Source organism: Paenibacillus plantarum (assembly GCF_013141695.1).
GTDB classification, from domain to species: domain Bacteria; phylum Bacillota; class Bacilli; order Paenibacillales; family NBRC-103111; genus Paenibacillus_E; species Paenibacillus_E plantarum.
Genome location: NZ_WHNY01000027.1, coordinates 61,782 through 86,642, shown reverse-complemented (window position 1 = coordinate 86,642; position 24,861 = coordinate 61,782). Strand labels below are relative to the sequence as shown.

The following is a 24,861-nucleotide window of genomic DNA, read 5'->3' as shown; positions in this document are numbered from 1 at the left end:
AGTTATTATTTCATTATGATTCCGTTTATAATGATAGCTAAAACCTATCATTCATTCCGTATTGATGTTACAGGAACAACGGAGGCTTTCCAAGATGGAGCTTAAACAATTAGAGTACTTTATGGCGGTATGCCGAGAACTTCATTTTACCCGTGCCGCTGAGAAAATGGGGATTGCTCAACCCTCATTGAGCCAGCAAATCAAGTTGCTCGAGCATGAAATCGGCACGCCTCTATTCGATCGCATTGGCAAGAAGACGGTCATCACCGAAGCTGGACGCATCTTGCAGCAGCATGGCTTTCAAGTTTTTCATGAGCTAACTCAGGCACGTGCCGCCATCAGCGAGCTTCAGGGACTGGAGCGAGGAACATTAAAAATCGGTGCGCTGCTCACCGTTGTTAATTATCTACTCCCACCTACGGTTATTTCATTTCATGAGAGCTATCCCCAAATTGAATTGTCTGTCCTAGGGCTTCGGACGGGAGATATTTATGAGGGTCTCCTGCAAAATGAATTAGATCTCGGAATCGTTTATTTGCCTATGGAGCATAACGACTTAGAAACCATTCCGTTGTATACGGATCATCTAGTGCTTGCCGTGCCAATCGATCATCCGCTTGCGAAGGAGCCCTACGCATCACTTGATATTTTAAAAGAAACACCTAGCGTCTTATTGCCTAGCTCGTATTTTATCCGACAATTCCTCAATGACCAATGCCGTACACTTGATTTCACCGTGCAGCCTGTCATCGAAATGACGACGTTAGAATCCATTATTCAAATGGTCCGCAAAGGCGTCGGTGTGACCGTTCTGCCGAAGGCTTATCTCGACTATATGGATCATCCGCATATTCGTGCGATACCGATTCAGAATCCCGTGCTCACGACGCAAATTGGCATCGTTTATCGCAAAAACAAGTTCCTCTGCGCAGCCAGCCGTGTCTTTATGGAGCAGCTAATTGCGGCTTGCGTGTAGCGTGAATTGCGAGGTAATCTCCTTCACTTTCTTGCGCACTTGCTCCTGAATGGCTGTCTGATTAGGGTGGCGTAACGTGCGTGCTATGAGCTGAGCTATTTCTTGCATGTCCGCCGCTCCCATACCTCTCGTGGTGACCGCAGGAGTTCCCAGACGAATACCACTCGTAACTAACGGACTGGTTGGGTCAAAAGGGATCGCATTCTTGTTAACGGTAATGCCCACTTCGTCCAGCAGATGCTGTGCGTCCTTGCCTGTCAGCTGAATGCTGCGCAGATCAAGCAGGATCAGATGATTGTCCGTTCCACCGGTCACAACATCGAGCCCTTCGGCCATTAGCGATTCCGCCAATGTACGGGCATTGAAGAGGACATCCGCCATGTACTGATTGAATGCCGGATGACTGGCTTCTCCGAAAGCGACAGCTTTGGCCGCAATGGTATGCATGAAGGGACCGCCTTGCGTTGCCGGAAACACCGCCTTATCGATCGAAGCTGCCCATGGCTTCCGGCATAAAATGACCCCGCCCCTTGGCCCACGCAATGTTTTGTGCGTGGTGGTCGTGACGAAGTGCGCATGCGGCACTGGGCTTGGATGCAGTCCAGCGGCAACAATACCCGCGATATGGGCCATATCTACGAGGAATAGGGCCCCAACTTCTTCGGCGATCTGCGCGAAGGATTCGAAATCAATCGTGCGCGGATACGCGCTAGCCCCGACCACTATGATCCGCGGCTTGGATCTGTGGGCTAATTTGCGCACTTCATCATAGTCAATGCGGAACGTCCGCTCGTTCACGCCGTAGGGGACGAAATTGTACCATTGTCCCGACGCATTGACCGAGCTTCCATGCGTTAAGTGGCCGCCATGCGCGAGATTCATCCCCAGGATCGTATCCCCGATCTTAGCCGCAGCAAAATAAACGGCCATATTCGCTTGAGCCCCCGAGTGAGGTTGAACATTGGCATGCTCCGCGCCGAACAAATCCTTCACTCTTTGGATGGCCAGTTCTTCCACGGTATCCGCATGTTCACATCCACCGTAATATCGCTTACCAGGGTAACCTTCCGCATATTTATTGGTAAATACCGTCCCCATCGCTTCCATCACCGCACCACTGACGAAATTCTCGGACGCAATCAGCTCGATTTTATCGTGTTGCCTGTTCGCCTCTTGCTTAATCGCTGATGCGATCACAGGGTCTTGTTTAAGCAAATGCTGCATGCCATGATCCTCCCTTGCGAATGTTTCACTTACCATCTCTTTTCGGGTTCAGTATAGATCGAGACAAACGATTGCACAATACATCATTTCTTCTTATAACGATAGGTATTACCTATGATTAATGCGAAAATAAGACCGCCTAATGTCCGCGGAAATAGAGATTCCAGACACGGCAGCCTAAATGGGTGATACGCTGTTTATTCGCTAGCTCTTAACTATCTGGTAAGTTACAGCTAGAACGCCGTTACTATAGCCTTTGGAATCGATCAACTTGAGGTTTATTGACTCCTCGATCCCTCCGAAGAGACGCATACCAGATCCAGCAACAACCGGGCAAATGTTGAGGTTAAGCTCATCCAGCAACCCTTCACGCAGCAGCGATCTCACGAGTGTCGGGCTGCCCGGGACCTGAATGTTCAGTCCTGGCTGTTGTTTGAGCTTCGTGATTTCGTGTGCGAAATCACCTCTCAGCAGAGTCGCTGGCTGCCAGTCCAGCGTGTCGAGCGTTTGCGAGACAACATACTTCGGCGAGTTGTTTAAGAATTTTGCCATCGGCACATCATCGCTTTGGTGCTGCCAGAATCCCGCCAGAAACTGATACGTCTGCGGCCCCAAGAGTACCGTATCTGCTTTCGCTACACCTTCCGCGATGCGCGTCATGATCTCCGCATTGCCCCATTTCTTGGGCGAGTTCTCCGGCGAATCGATGACCCCATCCAGTGACATGAACAGCCCAGCTACGATTTTTCTCATTGTATAGTTGCTCCTTCTATGGCTTCGTTTGACTAATATACCGAAAGCAACGGGATAGGAAGAATTCATTCATTCGCGCAATGAGGCATTTCCTTCATTCCCCTTGGAACGACGCCACAACTTCCTCAATATAGATATCCTGCTCCCCGATATAATAGTTCGCAACATCATCCTTCAATTCCTGAACGCGAGGATCGCTGATGAACGTCTCTAAGTCTTCTTTCGTTTCGAAATACAAGCTGAATATGAACGAATACCTTGGAGTTGTTCCATCTGCTGAAGATAGGACCTTTTTGACTTCATACTTGCTGGCCCCCATTTCAAGGACTGTCTTCTTGGATAACACAGCAACATGTGTATTCAAATAATAAGCTTCATCGAAGGGGATACCTTGTTTGTAGTGAAACGTTAGTACTAGCATGCAATCATCTCCTTATATGGATATAAAAGCATTTTAAACGATGACATTAGTGGCAGTGTCAATTCGTAAATTCGTAAGTGCCTATTGCACTCTATATCACGCGGTGATATACTCATCTCATGATATATCACGACGTGATACAACGAGATATGATACAACATAGCCTGATATAAGAAAAAGGAGATTTTATGGATAGTGAGAAGCTCTACCGTCAGTACTTGCCGATGTCTGAAACGGCTTATTACATTTTGCTTTCCCTGACAAACGTTCGGCATGGTTATGGCATTATTCAGTTTGTAGAGGAGCTCACGCAAGGTCGCATTCACTTAGGTCCTGGAACGATTTATGGCAGCCTATCTCGCATGGAGAAGGATCGTTTGATTCAGGCTGTAGCTGAAGAAGAGCGTCGTAAGCTGTACCTAATCACCGCATCTGGTAAAGAACTACTCAAGCTGGAGATCGCCAGAATTACGGAGCTATACGAAAATGCGAAGAAAGTAGAGGGATCTTTATATGAATGACACTAAAAAGGTGTTTAAGTGGTGGGACAGTTCACAATCGGAGACGATTACAGCATGGTTGGAGGATATGGAGGCGCAGGGCTGGCATTTACAACGTGTAAATTGGAATGGCCTGCGTTTTCACTTTGAGAAAGGTGCTCCCCGCAAAATGAGCTATTGCGTAGATTACCAAACGAAGGTTGATGCTACTTATGTAGGTATTTTCGAGGATACAGGATGGGATCAAATATACAGCGGCGCAGGCTGGTATATCTGGAGACAAACGTATCAACATACCAAGCCTGAAATTTTCACAGACATCGACTCCATGATCGATCGAAATAAACGGCTTATCGCTGTATTTACGGCGGTTACTGCCGCACAAATCCCTGTTTTTATGATAAACATCAACAATACGATCTTTTATCCCTTACTGATTATCTATGTGCCAGTCCTTGTCTTACTGGGCATTAGTCTATACCGTTTAGTTGCTGCCAATAAAAAACTCCAAGCCAAAAAGGACATTCTATAATCCGCTAGCCCACTAGCTGATTTGAATGTCCTCGATTTACCCTTCGCGATCCCTTACCCAAGAGCCCCGTGCTCTCGTAACAAGCCAATCACCGCAGTATGTCCCTGTTCTTTGGCCAGATCAATTGCATAGGCGCCACCCTCTGACTTCGCATTCACATCCGCACCTTGGTTAATCAAGAGCTCAATGATCTGTGTACTATCCTTATGAAAGGCGGCCACATGCAGACTCGTATGCCCATTGCTATCCATAATCGTCGGCTTCGCACGGTGAGCGAGCAGTAATTGTATGACCGCTAAGCTCCTCTCACCGGCAATAGCCGCATGCAGTGCTGTATTCGACGGAATGTAACTAACGATAGAATGCGATAAAGCATTCACATCAGCGCCATTTTCCAAAAGCAGCCGAACCACTTCGCTCTGACCGAAATGCGCTGCAAATCCCAGAAGGGTAAGGCCATCGCTGTTCTCAGCATTGGCAAGCGAAAGATCCGTGTCCAGCAAATCCTTGACTCGGTTTACATCGCCTGTACGTGCTGCAGTAAATACATCGTTGATCATGTAGGGGGGGCCTCCTCTAATATATTCGCTATTTCAATTCGGCAAATATCTAGAAATCCCCTTTTTTCCCTTTTAAGGAAAATCATTTTATAGCTTGAACTTACCGACGGCTTGCTGCAGTCTCAGTGACATACTGTTCAAGTCGTTCGCGAAAGCAGCAACTTCTTGCAGCGCTGCAAGCTGCTGCTCCGCGCTCCCCGCTACATTCTGAGCAGCGAAAGCGGATTGCTGGGCAATGTTAGAGGATTCGATCACCGAAGCTGTCACCTGTTCGGATCCTGCTGACATCTCTTCAGCCACTGCAGACACATCACGGATCTGATCAGCCACTTGATCGATCGCCTGCAGGATCAATTGAAAGGCCTCGCCTGCCTCATGCACCACGACGATCCCCGTATGAACTTCTTTGGTTCCCTCATTCATCGCCTCGACAGCTAGCTGAGTGCCCTGCTGGATTTGTTCAATCAACCCGATAATCTGATTGGCTGAGGTGCCTGATTGTTCAGCTAGCTTCCGTACTTCACCAGCAACAACGGCAAAACCGCGACCATGTTCGCCGGCACGAGCCGCTTCAATAGCTGCATTGAGCGCGAGCAGATTCGTCTGCGTGGCGATACTGGAGATCACACTGACAATGCTGCCGATTTCTATGGATTGCTTGTCGAGCTTCTGCACCATGGAAGCTGTACGATCGACTGTCGCCCGAATGGATTCCATCTGACGAATGACTTGCTGCAAGGATTTGTTGCCATGCTTGGCTTTCTCGGAGGCATCCATGGAAACTTCCGACACGGAAGAAGACGTTTCTGCAATCCGTTGTATGCCTATTGACATTTCCTCCATGGCTCGAGCGCTTTCATTGGAAGTTAAGCCCTGAGCTTCAGCCCCTCGCGCTACGGCCTGGATGGAAATCGCAATCTCGTTCGAAGCTGCCGAGGTTTCTTCAGCGCTTGCCGAAAGCTGCTTCGAAGAAACGGCTACATCCTGCGAGCTTGCGTTCACCTCTCTAATCAACTCTTGCAAATTAAGGATCATTCGACTGAAGCTATCGGTTAATTTCCCAACTTCATCCTTACTCCGACTCGTAATCGTGCGCGTTAAGTCTCCCCCAGCAATACTTTGTGCTACATTCATCAACACATTGATAGGTCCAATGATGATTCTGCTAAGCAACAATGCTATGCCTATGCCAAGTAAAACATCGATAATACAGGAAATAATGAGTGTAAAATTGACGGAATGAATTTCCTCAATTAACTGATCTGTTGACTCCTTAGATTCTTGATTGAAGCTGTTAATGTATTGATCTGCCACGGTATAGATCGTTTGTTTGAATTGGTCTGTCTGATCATCTGCCTTCTTATTTTCATCGCGAAGCTGCGCAGCCGTCAGTTTACTGTCTTTTTTATTAATGTCCCTGACCACATCAAATGATTTGATAAAACCCTCGCTGGCGGTTCGCAAACTAGCAGCCAACTCTACTTCCTTCGGACTCTCCGATCTTAGCGCAATGAACTCGAGGTATTCTCTGAATTTCACTTCGTTTTCCTTGTACGCTTTAGCTGCTTCATCACTTTGATTGATAATGACATCGGCTTGATTGCTGTACAGGATACCTACATAATTCTTAAGCTCGTAAGCAGCCTTTACCTCCGCATTTCGTTGCGTTTCCTGATCCAACGCACTTTCGACTTGAGACAGTTTAAAGTAATTATTCCCTGCAGCAATTGTAAATAATAAAATAACCAAAAGCATACCAGATAGCAGTTTCGTTTTTAATGACCAATTTTTAATCATGAAAAGACCCCTTCTTTCTTGTTTCGAATTCTAGCCGCTACCTTAACGTTCATCGTTCTATTGCCATTGAATTCAAGAAAGTCCTTTTCTCATCTAAGTCGTCATCTAAGAGGTTTTCATCCGACAAATCTCGCGAGCTATTCTATCTATATCGACAAATGCTATTGAAAAAATAAGGTGCTATGTCATCTTCCATAACATAACAAATAAGGCTACCCCCGGAAGAGTAGCCCCATAACTGCAAACAAACCAAATACCGATAACATCGCACCAGAGACGCGATTAATCCACAGGAACGCCGCTCCTTTGAGCCGTTCCCGCAACAAGCCAACTAACAAACTGAGTAACAACCACCATAGCGCCGAGCCTGCAAACACGCCGGTCACCAAGGCGATCGCAGGCGTGAAGCCTGCATCCGCGCTATCTCCCAGCCCGAGCCCCGCAAATGCGCCGACGAACGACATGATCGTCATCGGATTCGTAATGGTGAGCAGCAGCGTCGACGCATACGATTTGAACAGCGTGTCCCCTGTTGCTTTGGCAGCTTCAGAGGCAGGCTTTGAGCGAAAGGTTTGCGCGCCCAGATAGATAAGGAAAAGACCGCCGACCAACTGGAGAACCACCTTTTGATCCATAAGAAAGCTGGTAATCAGCGTCAAACCGAACCCTGCGATGAAGCCATAGATGGCATCTGCCGTAGCAGCGCCTAAACCTGACAGAAAACCGTGCAGACGGCCCAGCGTCAAGGTCCTGCGCATGCATAGGATCCCGATAGGACCAACCGGCGCTGCAATCGAAAAGCCCAGCAGAAGCCCTTTTAACAACGGGATCAGCAATTAGAACACCTGCTCACCGTCATACGTAGCGATTTTCTTGTATAGATCCGGACGACGATCGCGGAAAATCCCCCATTCGATACGCTGGATCTCGAGCTGATCCAAGTCGAACTCGGCAACGAGAACCGTTTCTTCGTCACGCCCCGCTTCCTCAATCAGATTGCCCTGCGGGCCTGCAATGAAAGAAGAACCATAGAAGTTGATGCTGGAATCCTCATCTTCTTCCTTCCCGATACGGTTCGATGCGATTACCGGCATCAAGTTGCACGCCGCGTGACCGCGCATGCACATTTGCCAGTGATCCTTCGAATCAATGGAACCATCCTGCGGCTCTGAGCCAATAGCAGTCGGGTAGAACAACAGTTCTGCCCCCATCAGCGCCATTACGCGAGCAGCTTCCGGGTACCACTGGTCCCAACACACGCCGACACCGATTTTGGCGTAGCGAGTTTTCCATACCTTGAACCCCGTATCGCCCGGGTTAAAATAGAACTTCTCCTCATACCCTGGACCGTCAGGGATGTGGCTTTTGCGGTACGTGCCGAGCACAGTACCATCAGCATCGATGACCGCAAGCGAGTTATAGCGAGCGTAGTTCTTTTTCTCATAGAAGGAGATAGGCAGAACAACTGCCAACTCTTTGGCGATCTCACGGAAGTGATTGATCGCTTTATTCGTCTCAAGTTCCGTTGCGTAGCGGTAGTAATCGGATTTTTCTTTTTGGCAGAAATACGGTGTTTCAAACAACTCTTGAATCAAAATCACTTGCGCACCCTTCGCCGCGGCTTCACGCACCAATTTCTCAGCTTTGGCGATGTTTTCTTCTATATTATCGGAACAGCTCATTTGTGTGGCTGCTACAGTCACTTTTCTCACGTGAAATCACCCTTTCTTGCTGGCTGGCATTTGTTGCGTCGTGCAGTGAACATTGCCGCCTTCTTTGATAATGGACATGCCGTTAATTGTACGGATTCTACGTTCTGGGAACGCCGCTTGAAGCACTTCAATCGCCTTGCGGTCTGTCTCTTCAGCTGTACCACCAAACACCGGCAAAATAATGCCGCCGTTCACGAAATAGAAGTTCAAATAGCTCAGCGTCAAGCGCTGCTCTTCAAAGAATGTCAGAGGCGGTTGCTCGATTTGGATAATCTCAAATGAACGGCCTTTGGCATCTGTCGCACTGCGGAGAATTCCCAAATTCTCCTGCGTAATCGCATAGTTGGCATCCGAAGGATCGTTGCACACTTGCAGAATGATTTTGCCTGGAGCCGCGAAGCAAGCAATATTATCAACGTGACCATCTGTCTCGTCGCCGTCTAGCCCTTTGTTCAACCAAATAATCTTCTCTACGTTCACGAAGTTGCGGACATGATCCTCAATCTCAGCGCGACTTAGATCTGGATTGCGATTCGTGTTCAACAGACATTCTTCTGTGGTCAAAAGCGTACCTTCTCCATCCACGTGGATGGAACCACCCTCCATGACAAGCGGAGCGTCAAAACGTTTCACACCATGGTGCTCCGCGATTTGTGGAGCTACATTATCATCAAGATCCCAAGGCGCATATTTGCCGCCCCATGCATTGAATTTCCAGTTAACTGCTGCGATTTCTTGCTGCTCGTTCAGGACGAAAGTTGGACCGTTGTCGCGGAACCAAGCATCATTGTGCTGAATCTCAAGGAAATCCACGTTCGACTCTGTGAACATCGCCTTCACTTGCTCTGCATCCGAAGGGTTAACAATTACGGTAACAGGTTCAAACTCGGCAATCGCCTTCGCCAAATCCGCATACCCTTGGGACACAACTGCGTGATCCTCTGGGTATACCATCGAGGCTTGTACCGGCCAAGAAATGAAAGTCCGCTCGTGCTCTGTCCACTCTGCTGGCATGCTATAGTTTACATCTTTAGGTTTCGTCATCATCCGTCATCTCACTTTATCTCAATTTAGTTAATTAGCTCATAGGAAAATTCAAATAAAAACATCGTCTCCCATCATAACTCAAAAGCCGCCAACGCTCAATGTAAATAGGTAGTTCTGTGACCAAATCTTTGTCGAAAGGAACTCGCTATAAGGCATGCTGCCGCGTCACCATTACCTACCAGCATATTCAAAGTGCTTTTAATACACATTAGAAGAGGATTTCATAGACTGCATACCCGAAAGGATGGATCACTTTGGCAACTGTTCTGCATATTACCGCACATCCTCATGATCATCAAACGTCTTACAGTATGGCCGTAGGTAAAGCTTTCATCGATGCCTATCGAGAAGCGAACCCCAATGACGAAGTGATTCCTATTGATTTGTATCGTGTCCAAGTGCCGCATATTGATGCGGACGTGTTCAGCGGATGGGGGAAGCTGCGCAGTGGACAAGATTTCTCCTCCTTATCTAGCGAGGAAAGCGCCAAGGTAGGACGCATTAGTGAACTCACCGAGCAGTTCATTGCCGCAGACAAATACGTATTCGTTACGCCAATGTGGAATTTCTCGTTCCCTCCTGTGATGAAAGCTTATCTGGATGCTCTTTGCGTGGCTGGCAAAACGTTCAAATACACCGAAGCAGGCCCTGTTGGCTTACTTTCTGGCAAAAAGGCACTCCACATTCAAGCGCGCGGCGGCGTGTATTCCGAAGGGCCTGCGGCCGGCATGGAGTCTGGTCATCGGTATATCAGCATTATCATGGCATTTTTCGGGATTACAGAGACGCAAGGTTTGTTCGTAGAGGGGCATAACCAATTCCCTGATAAAGCCGCGCAGATCAAAGAGGACGCGATTGCGCGTGCGAAGGATTTGGCGCATACGTTTTAATAAGGAGCTGTCCCCTAAGATGGGGGACAGCTTTTACTTTTTGGATTGGCCGCTCAGCTCAGTAGAGCGGACAATCTCTAATTAGCAGGAGTTGAGCTGTTTAACGGACACAGATGACCCTAATTGGTTCAAAAGTGCCCCTTAGCATAGCTAACGGACATGAGAGTCGCTAATTGCTTTATTGGCACATGCTAATCATAAAAAATGGATGAATAACGTCGCTGGTGTCCGTTACGTGGAAGAAGGGCTTCTTTTCTGCGGAATAAGGTCGCTAGTGTCCGTTAGATAGGTGGGACAGGTGGTCGACAGGAAATTAGAATTCACAGGCAAGACAAGCATGCAAGTAGCACTCCCCCCCTCAGTATAGCAAATAAGCCACCAGCGCCACTCACGTGGACATTTGGAGGCTCTCTCATCTTTACCAGTTTGAATTAGGATCTAGCTGTCGTAACACTAGTCCCCCCTTTTCCTACGAGATAGGGATAAGTTAAATATAATCCGCCTACATACAGCATCACCGCTATGTAGACAGGCAGCAGATGGACAAAATCCGTGTATCCAATATGCGCATGAATGAACAGCCCTGCCATGAAGCCGGGCAGCCCACCCCAGAGGAATGTCCACCATAACCAGCCCTCACCTTGATTGACACCCCAAAGTGCCGAAGCGGTTATCGCTACTGCCAAGGAAAACAGCGCACCACCAAAGCCCGCACGATCATGGGCGATGAGCGGAATAATGGTCTCACTCCACGCCGACAGCTCCGAAGAAGTTACGCCTAAGTAAACCAAATCACTTGGGACGAATACCTCCGTAATGCCGACAACGGATATCGTAAGCCCCCCGATGCCCAGACCAAAACCAAGAATCACGAAGCAGCACTGCCCCCATTGCGCTCTTAGCCAAACGCGATCATTTCGTAGACCTGGCGGCTTACGAGACGGATGATCCTTCAAGCCACGTAACGTCAGCAGCAACATTGGAAGCAAAACAACCGCTGCAGCCGCATGAAGCGGATCAAAATAGCCGTAACCCAGATAAAGAAAGAAACTGCTAAAACCGACAACGCAAGAGGATATGACTGCCGTTCGCGCCCAATGCAGCCCGTACCGTAAACCGTGATGAGCTAACTGATAATAGAAAATGCCAATGGAGATCATCGTACCCGCTAAGGTAATGCGATCATGAGACATGAAATGTAGGAGATGTGCATTGAAACGGATAATTTCACTGCGTGATTTACCTAAAAAGTCTTCATCATATGGCAACAACACCGTCGTCGCTGCGATAAACCACGCGAGCACACCACCGATCATCATCCCTAATCCAAGAAGGCTCATCCATCCCCAATTCGCCCAGAAGGAAGGGGTGGGTGGAAAGACTGGTGAATGCGGGAAGATTGAAGAAGGCCGTAAGACGGAGATCTCCCCATGATGGGGAGCCATTGAAGGATCGGAAGACGTAACGACAGACGCTCTGGAATCGGAATTGGAAGCCTGCTCGTTAGCGTCAACACTGACTTCGTATGGCAAAGCCTCAGCGTCCGTGGAAGCCACACAAGCGGTTATGCGATCATACAGGATCGCTTCATTGATCCGCTTGGGCAGCCCTGGCCCCGCGTAGACGAGCCCGCTGTGCAGCATGACGCTAGTCGCTCCTGCTGCCAGCAGCGCGAGCGCGTCCTCCGGCTGGTGCACGCCGCCGGCCGCGACAACTGCGCTGCGCTCGCCCAGCGACTCGCGCAGCAACCGGACCTTGCTCAGCTGCGCGCTGAGCAACGAAGCGCCGCCGCCGACGCGCTCGCGGCGAGTGCCCGGCTCCCGCTGCGCGTCGCCGAGGACGACACCGCTGAAGCTTCGCGCGGTGTCCATGATCGCCAGCAGCTCCCCCTCCGGGAGCTGCTGCGGCACATACAACAGCACCGGCTTGCCCGGGGCCGCCGCTTCTGCCAGCTGGCGTACCTCCGTGAGGTACGCCAAAGCCATTGCCGATGGCCAGCCTTCGCTGAGGCCATCGAGGGTGAACCCCGCCGCGTACGGCGCCAGCCCCCGGAGCAGCTCCCGCTGCTCCTCTGCCGCTTCGCGCGGCGAACTTCCCGGCATCGGCCGCAGCCGCACGAAGTGCGGCAGTCGATGCCCCGTGCCCTTGCGCAGGCGCGCAGCGATCGCGTCCGCGCCGTCGTTCTCATAGCCATCGGGGTACACGATGGCTTCCTCCTCCGTCATGCGAGATATCGATGCATGACTCTGGACAGCTCGGACCGTCACAGGTCCGAGTTCGATGAACCCGAGCCCGAACTGGGCGAGGGCCTTGTGTGCGGTGCCGTGCGGGTCAAGGCCGCCGCTGAGGCCGACGGGACAGGCGATCGGCACGCCTGCCAGCTCGCTCGCAAGGTGCGGCGACATTTCCATATGGCCCATCGTGCGGATCACGAAGGTCCCGCCAGGAATGCGACTTAGCCCGCCTATCGCATGCAGGGTAAGATCTCTTGCCCTCCGCCCGCTAAGTCGGAAAAGCAGCGGTTTAAATAACGTATGATACGACCAATCGGGCATAGGCCGCCTCCTCTTTTGGATGATAGTTCCAGTATACCGTGTATCCTTCCCTCTGCCCATAGACACACTTTGTTGCGATTCCCTGTGATTCTAATCACAGGGGTTCCCTCCACTTATTCGCTATACTGAAGGCATCAAGTCATTCTACTGGAAATGAGATGATCCGACATGTTAAGCGAACAAACCATCCGAATCATTAAATCCACCGTGCCTGTATTAGAAGTTCATGGTGTTGCGATAACTAAGCGTTTCTACGACAAGCTGTTCACGTCTCACCCTGAGCTTTTGCATCTATTCAATCACGCCAATCAAAAACAAGGCCGACAACAGGCAGCGTTAGCGAATGCCGTTTATGCGGCAGCGAAGCATATCGATCGATTGGAAATGATCCTGCCAGTAGTTAAACAAATTGCCCATAAACATCGCAGTCTCGGCGTTAAACCTGAGCAGTATCCCATCGTTGGAGAGCACTTACTAGGAGCGATTAAAGATGTACTCGGCGATGCCGCGACAGATGACATTCTCGGAGCTTGGGCTGAAGCCTATAGGGTCATTGCCAGTGCATTCATTGGCATTGAATCTGATATGTATACGAACTCAGCTCTTCAGCCTGGGGGATGGTCCGATTTCAGACCTTTTGTCATCGCGCGCAAAGACAGAGAAAGCGACGTCATTACCTCCTTTTACCTAACGCCGCAGGATCAAGGTCCGATTGCTGGATTTGAAGCAGGACAGTATGTCAGTGTTCGTGTCCAAATCCCCGGCGATGCCTACACACACATTCGGCAATACAGCCTCTCCCATGCGTCTGGGCAACCGTTCTACCGGATCTCGGTAAAACGCGAAGACACCAATCCAGCTGTGCCTGCGGGCAAAGTTTCCGTCTTTTTGCACAATCAGGTTCAAGAGGGAGATGTTCTCTGGCTCTCCGCGCCAGCAGGTGACTTTACGTTAGATCAAACGGATACACGACCTGTTACGCTTCTAAGCGGCGGCGTCGGACTTACCCCTATGGTGAGTATGCTGCATGCACTCGTCACCACCCAGCCGAATCGGAAAGTTACTTTCATCCATGCTGCTCAAAATGGGGCGCATCACGCTCTCCGCAGAGAGGTCGAACAGTTGGCTGAGAAGCATCCTCAAGTCACCATTGCTTGGTGCTATACGCAACCGACAGCTGCCGATACCAGTGAGCAGTCTTACCACAAAGAGGGCTATGTAGATCTACCGTGGATTCAAAGCCTAGTGCCATCTGTAAATGGCAGCTTTTACTTCTGTGGACCCCTGCCGTTCATGAAAACCGTGAACCAATCGCTCATCGCGTGGGGTGTTACGGAATCGGACCGTCATTACGAATTCTTCGGTCCCTCAGGTGCGCTTTCCTAATTGGACCCCCTATGCAAAACGGCTCTGCTCGCATGTTGCGACAGGGCCGTTTTGATATTTGAAGGGCATCTGAGTAATGCCGGGGATCACTTCATAGGATTGAAAATCCAAATAACTGGAATTTGTCCATCTAATTGAGCTCATTTTGAGCGTAAAAGGTGTTTAACTGGATTATATACAGGTAATTTCGCTACTTTTCGCAATCAGGATAGAAATCACTGAAAATAACTACATATAATCCAGTTATTCCTCTTTTGGCGCTAGATTCCACCAATTTAACATCATAAAATCCATCTAATTTGTTGGAGGGGGGAGGAGGCGTTTATCGGAGGACGTGCGGGCCATTTATTGAAGGGTGAGCGGCCCGGTTGTCGGAATGTGTGGGGTTCGTTTGTTGAAGGGGATCGCTCCTTTGCTGGAAAGTGCGCGGTTCATTAGGGAGGGGGCGGTCCTTTGCTGGAGAGTGTGCGGTCCGCTAGCTCTTCCTCCCTCTTTCACGTAACAACCGATTCACCGTTTCACGTCGAAGCCCAATGAACTGCCCTATTTCCTCTTGAATTAGCACGTCGGTCAGCTTCAAAGTACCAATATACGTCTGGAACCATGCCTCCATTTTCAACAATTTGGCTGCTGGGGCAACTGCTGTTAGCTGATCAATCCGCTGCTGCATCATGCGCAGCTTCTCCTGCAATTGACGCGCAATGGTGCGAAAGTGGTCTGGATTGCTTTCCAAGTCTTCATACCAACGCTCAGCGGGTAGCACTTCAACCTCGCTTGTCACTAGCGCAACCGCCGTTGCATAGTAGGCACTCGGAGTAATCAGGGAATGATGCGGAATCGTTTCACCAGGTACAATGATATTCACAAGGGTGGTGTTACCATCTTCATGTGAACGAACAATTTTCAGCAGACCCGAATGCAGTTTGAATAGTGAACCCCTCTCACCTTGGCGGAACAGGATTTCTCCTTTATGTAATTTCATCTTCGTATCCCCTTTAATGAGAAAAAGCGACAGCACACTTGGGGCTGATCGCTTTTATGGATATCTTGAACGACTATACTTCTTTTTTCAATGGCTCAAAAGGTGGCCGAATGGACTGACGTGCCTGTGTTAGTTTACCCGATAAGCTCACGTACCAATTGAACTGCTCGACCTTGCCAATCAGCCAAATGGATACCAGTAAACCTGTAAGCGACACGAGAACTGCAATCGGCAATGCCCACATGGAGACTGGATGAGCGAAATAAGGGATGAATGAAACCGCCAAGATTGGCGCCGCATTCCATTTGAAAAATTGAATTAACGTAATCGTCACAAGGGCTGTCAGGAAAAAGGAAACAGCTCCCGTGCTAATGGTATAAAAAATACTGCCCATCGTAACCGCAATAATGGCTCCGATAATAATGCGACGTATTTCTCTAATGTTGTCTACACGATGCATGAAAAGAAAACTAAATGCGCCCAGCGTTGGGTAGAAAACCATCTTCATCGATGGAAAGTGATAGGATGCCCAGTAAGCTCCCATCAGATAACAGCAAATGATAAGTGAACGAAGAAACATCGTTGGCTCCCGTCCTTTTCTATATGGGATTCATGAGGCCGTTCATGTTCTAAATCAGACCTTTCCCATTTTACAAAAAAGACAGAGAGTCAGTCAATAACTTTACAAGCCATGTTATGTCATTTTTCCCATATTCTTAACTTGATTAATTCCGTTCAACCGAAACCGTTGTCGAAGCAAAGAACTTCGTCACCGCAAAAGACGCTGCCCCAAGCACCGTAGACCGATCACGAAGCTCCGAAAATTCCACCTTCAACTGCTTGCGCGGATGCGGTAGAGATCGCTTCTCTAGCAGATCCAAAAGCGGCTTCATCAGCCACTTCTCGCCACCGGCCAACCGACCTCCGAGAATGATAAATTCCGGATTATACCCGTTAATGATGTTTACCACACCGACCCCAAGGTAGTAGCCTAGCCGTTCAAAAAGCTTGATGACCCCTGCGTCGCCGCTCTCGGCTTTTGTTAATAAGGTCTCTAGGTCGACTTCTCGCCCTAATTCTTTACCCGCTTGCTCCAATAAGGCATGCTCCGATGCGTAAAGCTCCCAGCAACCTAAGCTGCCACAGCGGCACTTCGGACCATCATGTTGAATCGAGATGTGGCCGATCTCGCCGGAGAAACCTGTCGCCCCGCGATACAGCTCGTTTTTGATAATAATGCCCGCACCGATCCCCATACCGATAGATACATAGATGAGATTCGCAGTGTCTTTCCCTGCACCGAACTGTTTCTCGCCTACTGCCCCAGCGTTCGCTTCATTATCAATCACAACAGGAAGCCCGAATTCGGCTTCTAATTGGCTCTGCAGCGGCACATTCTCCCAGCCCAGATTCGGGGCAAACAACAAATTCCCCTCCTCATCAACGATACCTGGCACGCCAAGACCTATGCCAATCACACCATATACACTCTCCGGTGCTGTTTCGATGAACTCACGGATCGTCGTTTTGAGTAACTGCGTAACCTGCTCTACAGACTCATTGTGATGCTGGATGCGGTTTTCCCGAATCACTTTACCCGTTAGATCGGTGAGAACAGCCAACATATCATGCACACCAAGATCAACGCCAATCGCATATCCCGCCATCCCATTAAAAAGCAGCATCATCGGCTTGCGCCCGCCGCTCGATTCCCCAGCGCCGATTTCCTCCACGAGGGAGCTCTCGATGAGCTCATTCACAAGACTAGATACCGTCGCTTTCGTCAGCCCTGTAATCTCAGCGATTCTAGCGCGTGAGATCGGTGAATCCGTGCGGATGTGATGCAAGACGATTGTTTTATTTATCTTTTTCACGAGGTTTAAGTCGCCTGTTTGTTTCATAATTAGCCTCCATACCGTTCCAAATGCTGCGAGTCATCGCTATGGAAATGATTCTAACATAGAAGACTTTTTCATGCACCAACTAAGTTTGTTTAATGAATTTACAAACTTTCGGAATGATGCTATGATGACTTCATAAGCACTTATCATTCATTTATACGGAGGCTGAATTCATGAGCTACTTTGACAATGTTCAACCAGTTAAATACGAGGGCCCGACATCCACGAACCCACTTTCCTTTAAATTTTACAACCCAGATCAAGTTATTCTAGGCAAAACAATGCGTGAGCATATGCGTTTCGCAGTCGCTTACTGGCACTCCTTCTCCGCTAATGGCTCCGATCCATTCGGTGCAGGTACGAATGTCCGTGCATGGGACAAATACGATGGTCTAGAGTTGGCGAAAGCTCGCGTTGACGCTTGCTTCGAGCTTCTAAACATTCTAGGTGTCGACTACTTCGCATTCCACGATCGTGATATCGCGCCTGAAGGCAACACCCTGCAAGAAACGAATGCCAACCTCGACGAAATCGTTGGTTTGATCAAAGATAAAATGGCTTCCACAGGCAAAAAGCTGCTATGGAACACAGCCAACATGTTCACTAACCCGCGCTTCGTTCACGGGGCTGCGACTTCCAATAATGCAGAAGTTTTTGCTTATGCAGCCGCACAAGTGAAAAAAGCTTTGGATCACGCGAAAGAGCTTGGCTCTGAAAATTACGTGTTCTGGGGTGGGCGTGAAGGTTACGAAACGCTTTTGAACACGGATCTTGGTCTTGAACTCGACAACCTTGCTCGCTTCTTGCACATGGCTGTGGCTTATGCCAAAGAAATCGGCTATACAGGTCAATTCTTGATTGAGCCTAAACCGAAAGAGCCTTCCAAGCACCAATACGATTTCGATGCAGCAACAACACTTTCATTCTTGCAAAAATACGACCTGCTTCCTTACTTCAAATTAAACCTTGAAGCTAACCATGCAACACTTGCTGGTCACACGTTTGAGCACGAGCTTCGTGTAGCTCGCGTTAACGGCATTCTTGGCTCCATCGATGCTAACCAAGGCGACTTGTTGCTAGGCTGGGATACAGATGAGTTCCCAACTGACTTGTATTCGACAACGATGGCGATGTACGAAATCCTTTTGAACGAAGGCGGCATCGGCCGTGGTGGCGTGAACTTCGACGCAAAAGTTCGTCGTACTTCTTTCGAGCCCATCGACGTTGTGTATGCACACATCGCAGGTATGGACGCATTCGCTCGCGGCTTGCAAGTTGCAGCGAAATTGATCGAAGATAAAGTATTCGACAATATCCTTGATACACGCTACGGTTCCTTCAAGTCCGGCATCGGCGCAGACATCGTCTCTGGCAAAGCAGACTTCAAGTCACTTGAAGCTTATGCCCTTGAGAACAATGCTCCGATTGTGAATCAATCCGGTCGTTTGGAATTGATCAAAGCAACTGTAAATCAATATTTGCTCAACGCTTAATTTGTTCTAGACGACAAAATCCCGCTTCAGCCATTGGGCTGGGGCGGGATTTTTTGGGGTGCTGGGGGCTTCTGTTTCCATGACAACAACAATAACTACTACTACTATCCCTATTACAAATCCACTTCAATATTACTTTTTGTACAATCGCGTTTATCTCCATCAATATTTGCTACTCTTCCACGCTGTCACTCCTTTTGCCACCTTCCCATCACCTTCGACACCAGTACTCCCTTTGCCGCCATCTCATCACCTTTCACACCTGCCTCCCTTCGCCGCCATCCCATCAGCCTCTTCACCAGTACTCCCCTCTCCCTCCGTCCCTCACCTTCCACACCAGTACTTCCATCACCACCATCCCATCAGCCTCTACACCAGTACTCCTCTCTCCCTCCGTACCTCCCTTTCACACCAGTACTTCCTTCGCCGCCATCCCATCAGCCTCTACACCAGTACTCCCCTCTCCCGCCGTACCTCCCTTTCACACCAGTACTTCCTTCGCCGCCATCTCACTACCTTCCACACCAGTTCTCCCTTCGTCGCCATCCCTCACCTTCCACACCAGTCCTCCCTTCGTCGCCATCCCTCACCTTCCACACCAGTCCTCCCTTCGTCGCCATCTCTCACCTTTCACACTAATCCTCCCTTTGCCACCTTCCCATCACCTTCCACAGCTGTCCCTCCCTTTGCCACCTTCCCATCACATGCCACAGCTGTCCCTCCCTTTGCCACCTTCCCATCACATGCCACAGCTGTCCCTCCTTCGCCGCCGTCCCTCGCTTTCACACTAGACGGGTAGCTTGAACCAACAATGAAACAAAATAAAAAAACTGGCAGGCTGGAGAAACTGACAAATCGGATAGCATAAGCATGTAGGGCCAACTAGATCATTTGAAACAACTATTGAAACAAAGCAAACAGATTTAGATGGAAATTATGTAGTTATTTTTGCCCTAAATGCCAGATTAATTGAAATAAATGGATAATATGTAGTTAAAATCGTCGCATTTGCTTGAAATCAATGATATTGGCAATTTTAACTGTAGATTTTCCATCTAATCTTCTAAACTGGCCGATTAGTGAAAAAATAACTGTAGTTTTTACAGTTAAGTGTCCAGGTGTCCCCATCACGACGATGCGAGCTCGATTAGCTACCCAACCATAAGGCTATTATGCAAAAAAATCCCGCTTCAACCTTCCGGCTGGGGCGGGATTTCTCGCTTATTTCAATGCATCGCGGATCGCATCTTCGATCTGATCCATCGGGTCGCTGCTCGGCGCTTTGTAAAGCCCGCTAGCCACTGCGGCGCTGACGCTCACCGCTTTGTCATCCTCGACCAGCTTCTGCAACAGCGTGCGCGTGCTGCCCTTGAGCTTGGTCTGGATGGCGCGATACGCCACCGCGACCATTTCGTCGCGGCGGAACACTGTGCCTTGCGCGAACTGCTGCGCCTCACTCGCGCTGAGCAGCCCGCTTGTCGCCGCAAGCTCGCTGGCCGTCTGCGGCTCTGCCTCTGCATAGCCGAGCGCGCGCAGCGACAGCGCCAAGAACTGCTCGCCGGTGATGCTCGCATCCGGCGCAAAGTGCACGTCGCTCACACCGTGCACCAACGCATTACTAAACGCGAAGCCAACGGACTTCGCGGCCCAGTGCGTCGCCGGCACATCCGTGAACGGCGAGCTCAGCCCTTGCGCATTCGCGGCGGCGGTCTCCCAGCCGAACAGACGCAGCAGCATCGTGGCGCCTTGCGCCCGTGTCAGCGTCTGCTCGAGCTCGTAGCCGCGATCCGTGCCTTGGAACAGCTGCAGCTTATTCAAGCTGTCGGCTTCTGCCGTGTGCTTCACCTCAGCGTCCGCAGCCCAAGCTCCTGCGGCAAGCAATGTCGAGAGAAGCACGGCTCCAGCTACGGTCATAGCCAGCTTTTTAACAAAGGATCCCCTCATCGCTGCACCGCCTGATTCGCGCCCTTATGACGAAGCGTGGTGAGGTCAATCACGTAGGAAGTCTCCGTTAGCTTTTGGAAAAAGGGATCGACCGAACCCACCAAATCCCATTTGAAACTAATGGTAAAATCCATCGGATTGGCATAATCATCCCATTTGCGCGTCAGTCTAATCGTTTTCCAGCCATCGGAGTAGTCTTTTACGACGCTTTTATCGGTTAGCTTTTTGCCTGTAACGAACTCGGTATTCTGCCCTCTTACTTGGTTATTCAAGTTGTAAATAGGACCGCCACCATTAGATAAACCACGCGCAATATTCACGCCATCCGTAACGCTAATGAACTCCTCTGTGAAGGAATAGCCCGTCGGCATCGTCAACTTAACCACACCATACAACACTTGCAATGGCTTAGCCGTGTCACTGTAAACCGCATCATAGACTGACTTAGATACCGAAGGTTTCCCCACCATGGCTTGCGGATAAGCGGTAAATTCGGCCGCATACTGTACCTGAATATCCTGCATCTCATACGTAACACTGCCGGGCTTAGTGACAACTTGCTCAGCCCCCCACACAGGAACTGTAAAGCCAAGACAGCCTATTAACATGAACACAGAGATTACTTTGCATATTTTCCTAATCATACCAAATCCCTCCCAACTCATAGATTACTAGATGAGTAGGAGGTTGGCAATATGTCATAAACTATAGACTGCTAGGCAAATTACTACTACTCTTCTACTTTAATTTCATTTGAATGAAAAGGTGTATTTACAGTAGAAGCAGGCGCTTCGTCATCGTTATTATCACGAACTGTTTTTTGCAAAACAAACGAGGACATAGTCAGGAACAAAGCCGTGACGGCGTAGTACCCTTTAACCGAAAGAATCTGATCGAGATTAATGATGCCGATGAACATGCCTAGCAAAGCTAAGGCAAATGAGCTCCACGCCAAGAAGGTAAAAGCCGAAGTATTGCGTTTGCGAGATTCGTAACCATCCTCCAAATTATCACGAATGACTTTCTGCAGCACGAACGCCGACATGGTGAGAAACAGTGCACACACCGCGAAATATCCCTTCACACTAAGCGATTCTTCAAGTGTATATATCCCAATAAACATTGCTACGAAAGCTCCAATAAAGGACGCCCACGCCATAAAAGTAAACGCCGTTGTATTCCGTTTCCGCTGATTCATCATGTTAAAATCCCCCTATCGTTGCCAAGCAACGTTATGAATGACTTGCTCTTGATACTCAGTATAGGGTGCCGCACCTTTTCCAAATAGTACTATCTTTCGATAGTACCTACTCCTAAGACTAAGCCTAAATAACATGGAACAATTTGACACCTTGTTTTTAGTACTGTATAGTACTATTCATGACAAAAACAAAAAGAATAACCAATCGTGATGTTGTACTTCTCACCGCTAGGAATCTCTTTCTGACTCAAGGCTATTTGGCGACAAGTATGGATGAAATCGTGATCATCAGCAAGGTGTCTAAAACGAATATTTACTATTATTTCAAAAGTAAAGAAGAGCTCTTAACAGCGATTCTCGATCAGCTTATCGGGGCTTATACGCAGCAGATGCAGGAGATCGCAGCTCGTTTAGACTTACCTGTACAGGAGCGTTTCGATCTGTTCCTTCAAGGCATGGCCGGCCCAGAAACTAGTTTCTTAGCCGGCTGCCCCTTTCTCACCTTGTATACCCAAATGCCGCAGGAAGCGGACGAACTTCGACGGAAAGTTGGGTTGTTTTTTCAGGATCAAATGCGGCTAGTGGAAGATCTGCTCCTCGAAGGTGTGCGCAAAGGGGAGTTCTCTCCTACTCTTTCTACAAAAGCTGTCGCAGGGCTTATCGTTTCAACACTCGAAGGCGCTCTATTTCTACAGCATGCGAATCAAGATCCAGCTTTGCTGGGTCAAACACTTACTACTTTAGCCCAATTGCTAAAGTAATTTTTTTACCCTTAATTAGTACTAAATAGTACTAAAAAAACAAATTGGAGGTTATTCATTTGGCTCATATTTTTATAACTGGTGGTACAGGGTTTATCGGAACCCACACGTTAGCGCAGCTTGCCCAAGAGAATCACACGGTGTCTGTGCTCGTGCGGTCAAGTTCGCGTTGGGAGCATATTTGTAAGGAGCTAGGTTGGTCAGACAGTGCTGATTCAAACCTAAGTCGCATCCGCCCAGTCATTGGCGATTTGGGCATGTCCGGACTTGGTTTGAGTCACTCTGACAGGGAAAAGGTTCTGACCGCAGATGTCATTATCCATGCGGGCGGGCCGATGGATATTCGGATCAGTGAAGCGGAGGCACGTGTGGTTTTCCTACAGGCTGCAGAGGAAATGCTTCGATTGGCTGCGGACATTCAGCTGCGCGGGGGATTAAAGCATTTTATCCATGTGGTCGGATTCAAAAGCCCCTGGACGAACGAAAACATGCGCAATCCCGCTCCCGTCATCGCACATTTAGAAGAAGGTCCGCCGTATGAGCTGATGAAATGCCTTGCAGATTTGCGCATTCGGGAAGGCGCTCAGGAGCTGGAATTCCCTCTTTCCATCGTTCACCCCAGTGTCGTCATCGGTAGTTCGCAGCATGGAGAAACGCCTCAAACCGGCGGTCTCGGCATTCTTGTCCGAGCTACGGCGCGCGGCTTGATGTCTATCGTCCCTGGTGGTTCTACACATTGGTTGCCGCTTGTCCATGTCGATCATGTCGCCTCCTTCATCAACGTATTAACCAAAGAAGCATCACCGCCGCCTACGCAAACGTACTATTTGCTGGACGATCCTAAGGCAAGCCCTTCCATGCAAGAGCTAGTTTCCATGATCGCCAAAGAGCTGCGTGTTCGTAAGCCTCATGGCTCCATCTCGCCAAAGTGGCTCAGTAAGATTTTAGGTACAACGTTAGGACAAAAGTTAGGCATCCCCAAAGAATCCCTAGAATTTATCGTGAAAACGAGCAATCCTTTTCCGATTGCACCGAAAGAAAGCTTGCTGCACAAACATAAGCTCCCGAATAAAGTTCAGGGTGAGTTGCTGCCTTTTACGATGGCAGATCTTGATTTTCAGCTTGTACATGGTCATATGCCTACAGAAGGGTTTGTGAGAGGGAAACGAGGGCCATTGGCTAGTCTGGAGCGAAGAGGAACTGGGCTGCGTACAACGGAAGTGGGTTTGGTAAGGAGCGACTCGGAATTACGACTGGCACACAAGTCCCCCATAAAGCAAAAATCCACTCTCCTCTTCGTGCACGGCACCCTAAGCGGAGCGGATTGCCTGCTCCCTCTCGCGGCGCAGTTTCCAGAGCACGACGTCTGCCTGGTCGATCTGCCAGGCTTCGGGCGCTCACCCTACCATCACGCTGCCGACGTGATGGAGGGCCACATCGCAGCGCTCGTCGAGGCGATCCGCGCCTTCGACAGCCCGGTCACGCTCGTGGGCCACTCGCTGGGCGGCCTCCTAGCAGCCCACGCCTACGCTCGCGTGCCGGAGCGGATCCACAGGCTGCATCTGCTGCAGCCTGCCCTGCAACCGGCTGCGCGCATGTACCGCAGCGCGCGCCTCAACCAGCTCGCGCTGCGCAGGCTGCGCGAGAAAGACCTGCGGAAGCAGCTGCTGGCGCAGCGCTGCTTCGTGGACATAAGTGACATACCGACTTCGTATGTCACTTATGTCCTGCAAGAACTGCAGTCGCCGCGTGTGCGGAAGACGACTGCTGAGACCCTCTCTGCGCTGGCACGCGCAGAGATGTTACCTCCGCAGCAGCAGGCGGAGCTGCTGCGGAAGGCTTCGATCCTGTGGGGCACACAGGATCGCGCCCTGGCGGAGGAGCTTCGCTCCGCCCATACGCTGGAGATCGGAGCGGCGCACCATTTCCCGATCTCGCATCCAGAGCTAACAGCTCAGCTGCTTCGGCAGCAAGGGCTGTAACCAAGCTCGCCAATCTCATTCAGCTCCCTCATCCATTCATTCATCCACCACCCATCCAAATGTGTCATGTCGTTGTCTTTGTCTCTTGTCCGTTACCAAGCTCGCCTCTCTCCCCACATGGGGCCGCAGAGGCGAGCTTCTTTTCTTTTTCCCCAAAGTTTCCCCAAGACATTCACCTAAAGCCTACCTTCGGAATAACATATGAGAAAACCTTTGACGAGGTCATTCCAGGGATGAGTGCCCG

At 49.6% G+C, this 24,861-nt stretch carries 23 protein-coding genes and 1 pseudogene; 8 read left to right on the top strand and 16 right to left on the bottom strand.

Annotated features, from left to right (window positions below; translation table 11 throughout):
* Positions 1–94: 94 nt before the first annotated feature.
* On the top strand, positions 95–976 hold the full coding sequence (locus GC096_RS09105; RefSeq protein WP_171629928.1) for a LysR family transcriptional regulator: 882 nt from the start codon (positions 95–97) through the stop codon (positions 974–976).
* On the opposite strand, the gene glyA is transcribed toward GC096_RS09105, so the two are convergent.
* The 3 genes from glyA to GC096_RS09090 all read right to left on the bottom strand — a co-directional run bounded on the left by glyA (position 956) and on the right by GC096_RS09090 (position 3,374).
* Positions 956–2,200 carry a serine hydroxymethyltransferase gene (glyA, locus tag GC096_RS09100; RefSeq protein WP_171629927.1) on the bottom strand — a complete coding sequence of 415 codons (1,245 nt, stop codon included), beginning with the start codon at positions 2,198–2,200 and terminating at the stop codon, positions 956–958. The genes GC096_RS09105 and glyA overlap by 21 nt on opposite strands.
* Positions 2,201–2,404: 204 nt before the next feature.
* On the bottom strand, positions 2,405–3,022 hold the full coding sequence (locus GC096_RS09095; protein WP_216626073.1) for a dihydrofolate reductase family protein: 618 nt from the start codon (positions 3,020–3,022) through the stop codon (positions 2,405–2,407).
* Positions 3,023–3,047: 25 nt separating this feature from the next.
* On the bottom strand, positions 3,048–3,374 hold the full coding sequence (locus GC096_RS09090; protein ID WP_171629926.1) for an EthD family reductase: 327 nt from the start codon (positions 3,372–3,374) through the stop codon (positions 3,048–3,050).
* A gap of 188 nt (positions 3,375–3,562) precedes the next feature.
* Here GC096_RS09090 and GC096_RS09085 point away from each other — a divergent pair, with 188 nt between their 5' ends.
* Together GC096_RS09085 and GC096_RS09080 are read left to right on the top strand one after the other, a co-directional pair.
* The gene (locus GC096_RS09085; protein ID WP_171629925.1) at positions 3,563–3,895 is read left to right on the top strand and encodes a PadR family transcriptional regulator; all 333 of its coding nucleotides are present in this window, start codon (positions 3,563–3,565) and stop codon (positions 3,893–3,895) included.
* Positions 3,888–4,406 (top strand): DUF2812 domain-containing protein, encoded by a 519-nt coding sequence (locus tag GC096_RS09080; RefSeq protein WP_171629924.1) that lies wholly within the window; start codon positions 3,888–3,890, stop codon positions 4,404–4,406. The genes GC096_RS09085 and GC096_RS09080 overlap by 8 nt, the downstream gene beginning before the upstream one ends.
* 53 nt (positions 4,407–4,459) lie before the next feature.
* Here the strand turns inward: GC096_RS09080 and GC096_RS09075 are convergent, their stop codons facing one another.
* From GC096_RS09075 to GC096_RS09055, 5 genes are all read right to left on the bottom strand, one after another.
* Positions 4,460–4,966, bottom strand: a complete 507-nt coding sequence (locus GC096_RS09075) for an ankyrin repeat domain-containing protein (protein ID WP_171629923.1) — start codon at positions 4,964–4,966, stop codon at positions 4,460–4,462.
* An 87-nt stretch (positions 4,967–5,053) separates the two neighbouring features.
* On the bottom strand, positions 5,054–6,763 hold the full coding sequence (locus tag GC096_RS09070; RefSeq protein ID WP_171629922.1) for a methyl-accepting chemotaxis protein: 1,710 nt from the start codon (positions 6,761–6,763) through the stop codon (positions 5,054–5,056).
* A gap of 212 nt (positions 6,764–6,975) precedes the next feature.
* Entirely contained in the window at positions 6,976–7,596 is a 621-nt protein-coding gene (locus tag GC096_RS09065) for a LysE family translocator (protein WP_376769482.1), read from the bottom strand.
* Between the two features lie 3 nt (positions 7,597–7,599).
* The gene (gene aguB / locus GC096_RS09060; protein WP_171629920.1) at positions 7,600–8,475 is read right to left on the bottom strand and encodes an N-carbamoylputrescine amidase; all 876 of its coding nucleotides are present in this window, start codon (positions 8,473–8,475) and stop codon (positions 7,600–7,602) included.
* Positions 8,476–8,481: 6 nt separating this feature from the next.
* Positions 8,482–9,522 (bottom strand): agmatine deiminase family protein, encoded by a 1,041-nt coding sequence (locus tag GC096_RS09055; protein ID WP_246302655.1) that lies wholly within the window; start codon positions 9,520–9,522, stop codon positions 8,482–8,484.
* Positions 9,523–9,776: 254 nt separating this feature from the next.
* On the opposite strand from GC096_RS09055, the gene GC096_RS09050 reads away from it, so the two are divergent.
* Positions 9,777–10,412: an FMN-dependent NADH-azoreductase gene (locus GC096_RS09050; RefSeq protein WP_171629919.1), complete on the top strand. Its 636-nt coding sequence runs from the start codon at positions 9,777–9,779 to the stop codon at positions 10,410–10,412.
* Positions 10,413–10,843: 431 nt separating this feature from the next.
* Here the strand turns inward: GC096_RS09050 and GC096_RS09045 are convergent, their stop codons facing one another.
* Positions 10,844–12,817, bottom strand: coding sequence for a beta/alpha barrel domain-containing protein (locus GC096_RS09045; protein WP_246302661.1), 1,974 nt, complete (start codon positions 12,815–12,817; stop codon positions 10,844–10,846).
* A gap of 318 nt (positions 12,818–13,135) precedes the next feature.
* Between GC096_RS09045 and hmpA the strand changes: the two genes are divergently transcribed.
* On the top strand, positions 13,136–14,353 hold the full coding sequence (gene hmpA, locus GC096_RS09040; protein WP_171629917.1) for an NO-inducible flavohemoprotein: 1,218 nt from the start codon (positions 13,136–13,138) through the stop codon (positions 14,351–14,353).
* 475 nt (positions 14,354–14,828) lie between these two features.
* Here hmpA and GC096_RS09035 read toward each other — a convergent pair whose 3' ends face one another.
* The 3 genes from GC096_RS09035 to GC096_RS09025 form a co-directional block, all read right to left on the bottom strand.
* The gene (locus GC096_RS09035) at positions 14,829–15,335 is read right to left on the bottom strand and encodes a Crp/Fnr family transcriptional regulator (RefSeq protein ID WP_171629916.1); all 507 of its coding nucleotides are present in this window, start codon (positions 15,333–15,335) and stop codon (positions 14,829–14,831) included.
* 73 nt (positions 15,336–15,408) lie between these two features.
* On the bottom strand, positions 15,409–15,915 hold the full coding sequence (locus GC096_RS09030) for an HPP family protein (protein WP_171629915.1): 507 nt from the start codon (positions 15,913–15,915) through the stop codon (positions 15,409–15,411).
* 145 nt (positions 15,916–16,060) lie between these two features.
* Positions 16,061–17,236: an ROK family transcriptional regulator gene (locus tag GC096_RS09025; protein WP_171629914.1), complete on the bottom strand. Its 1,176-nt coding sequence runs from the start codon at positions 17,234–17,236 to the stop codon at positions 16,061–16,063.
* Positions 17,237–17,409: 173 nt separating this feature from the next.
* Here GC096_RS09025 and xylA point away from each other — a divergent pair, with 173 nt between their 5' ends.
* Positions 17,410–18,729 (top strand): xylose isomerase, encoded by a 1,320-nt coding sequence (gene xylA / locus GC096_RS09020; protein ID WP_171629913.1) that lies wholly within the window; start codon positions 17,410–17,412, stop codon positions 18,727–18,729.
* A gap of 1,221 nt (positions 18,730–19,950) precedes the next feature.
* Here xylA and GC096_RS09015 read toward each other — a convergent pair.
* The 4 genes and pseudogenes from GC096_RS09015 to GC096_RS39320 all read right to left on the bottom strand — a co-directional run.
* Positions 19,951–20,673 carry an S-layer homology domain-containing protein gene (locus GC096_RS09015; protein ID WP_171629912.1) on the bottom strand — a complete coding sequence of 241 codons (723 nt, stop codon included), beginning with the start codon at positions 20,671–20,673 and terminating at the stop codon, positions 19,951–19,953.
* Entirely contained in the window at positions 20,670–21,317 is a 648-nt protein-coding gene (locus GC096_RS09010) for a hypothetical protein (RefSeq protein WP_171629911.1), read from the bottom strand. The genes GC096_RS09015 and GC096_RS09010 overlap by 4 nt, the downstream gene beginning before the upstream one ends.
* Positions 21,318–21,403: 86 nt before the next feature.
* Positions 21,404–21,718, bottom strand: a complete 315-nt coding sequence (locus GC096_RS39325; RefSeq protein ID WP_246302660.1) for a YiaA/YiaB family inner membrane protein — start codon at positions 21,716–21,718, stop codon at positions 21,404–21,406.
* A pseudogene (locus GC096_RS39320) lies at positions 21,695–21,832 on the bottom strand (YiaA/YiaB family inner membrane protein); the annotation flags it as partial. The pseudogene GC096_RS39320 and the gene GC096_RS39325, both read right to left, overlap by 24 nt.
* A gap of 221 nt (positions 21,833–22,053) precedes the next feature.
* Here GC096_RS39320 and GC096_RS09000 point away from each other — a divergent pair.
* Positions 22,054–22,635, top strand: coding sequence for a TetR/AcrR family transcriptional regulator (locus tag GC096_RS09000; RefSeq protein WP_171629910.1), 582 nt, complete (start codon positions 22,054–22,056; stop codon positions 22,633–22,635).
* 59 nt (positions 22,636–22,694) lie between these two features.
* Entirely contained in the window at positions 22,695–24,617 is a 1,923-nt protein-coding gene (locus GC096_RS08995; protein ID WP_171629909.1) for an alpha/beta fold hydrolase, read from the top strand.
* The last annotated feature ends 244 nt before the right edge of the window (positions 24,618–24,861 follow it).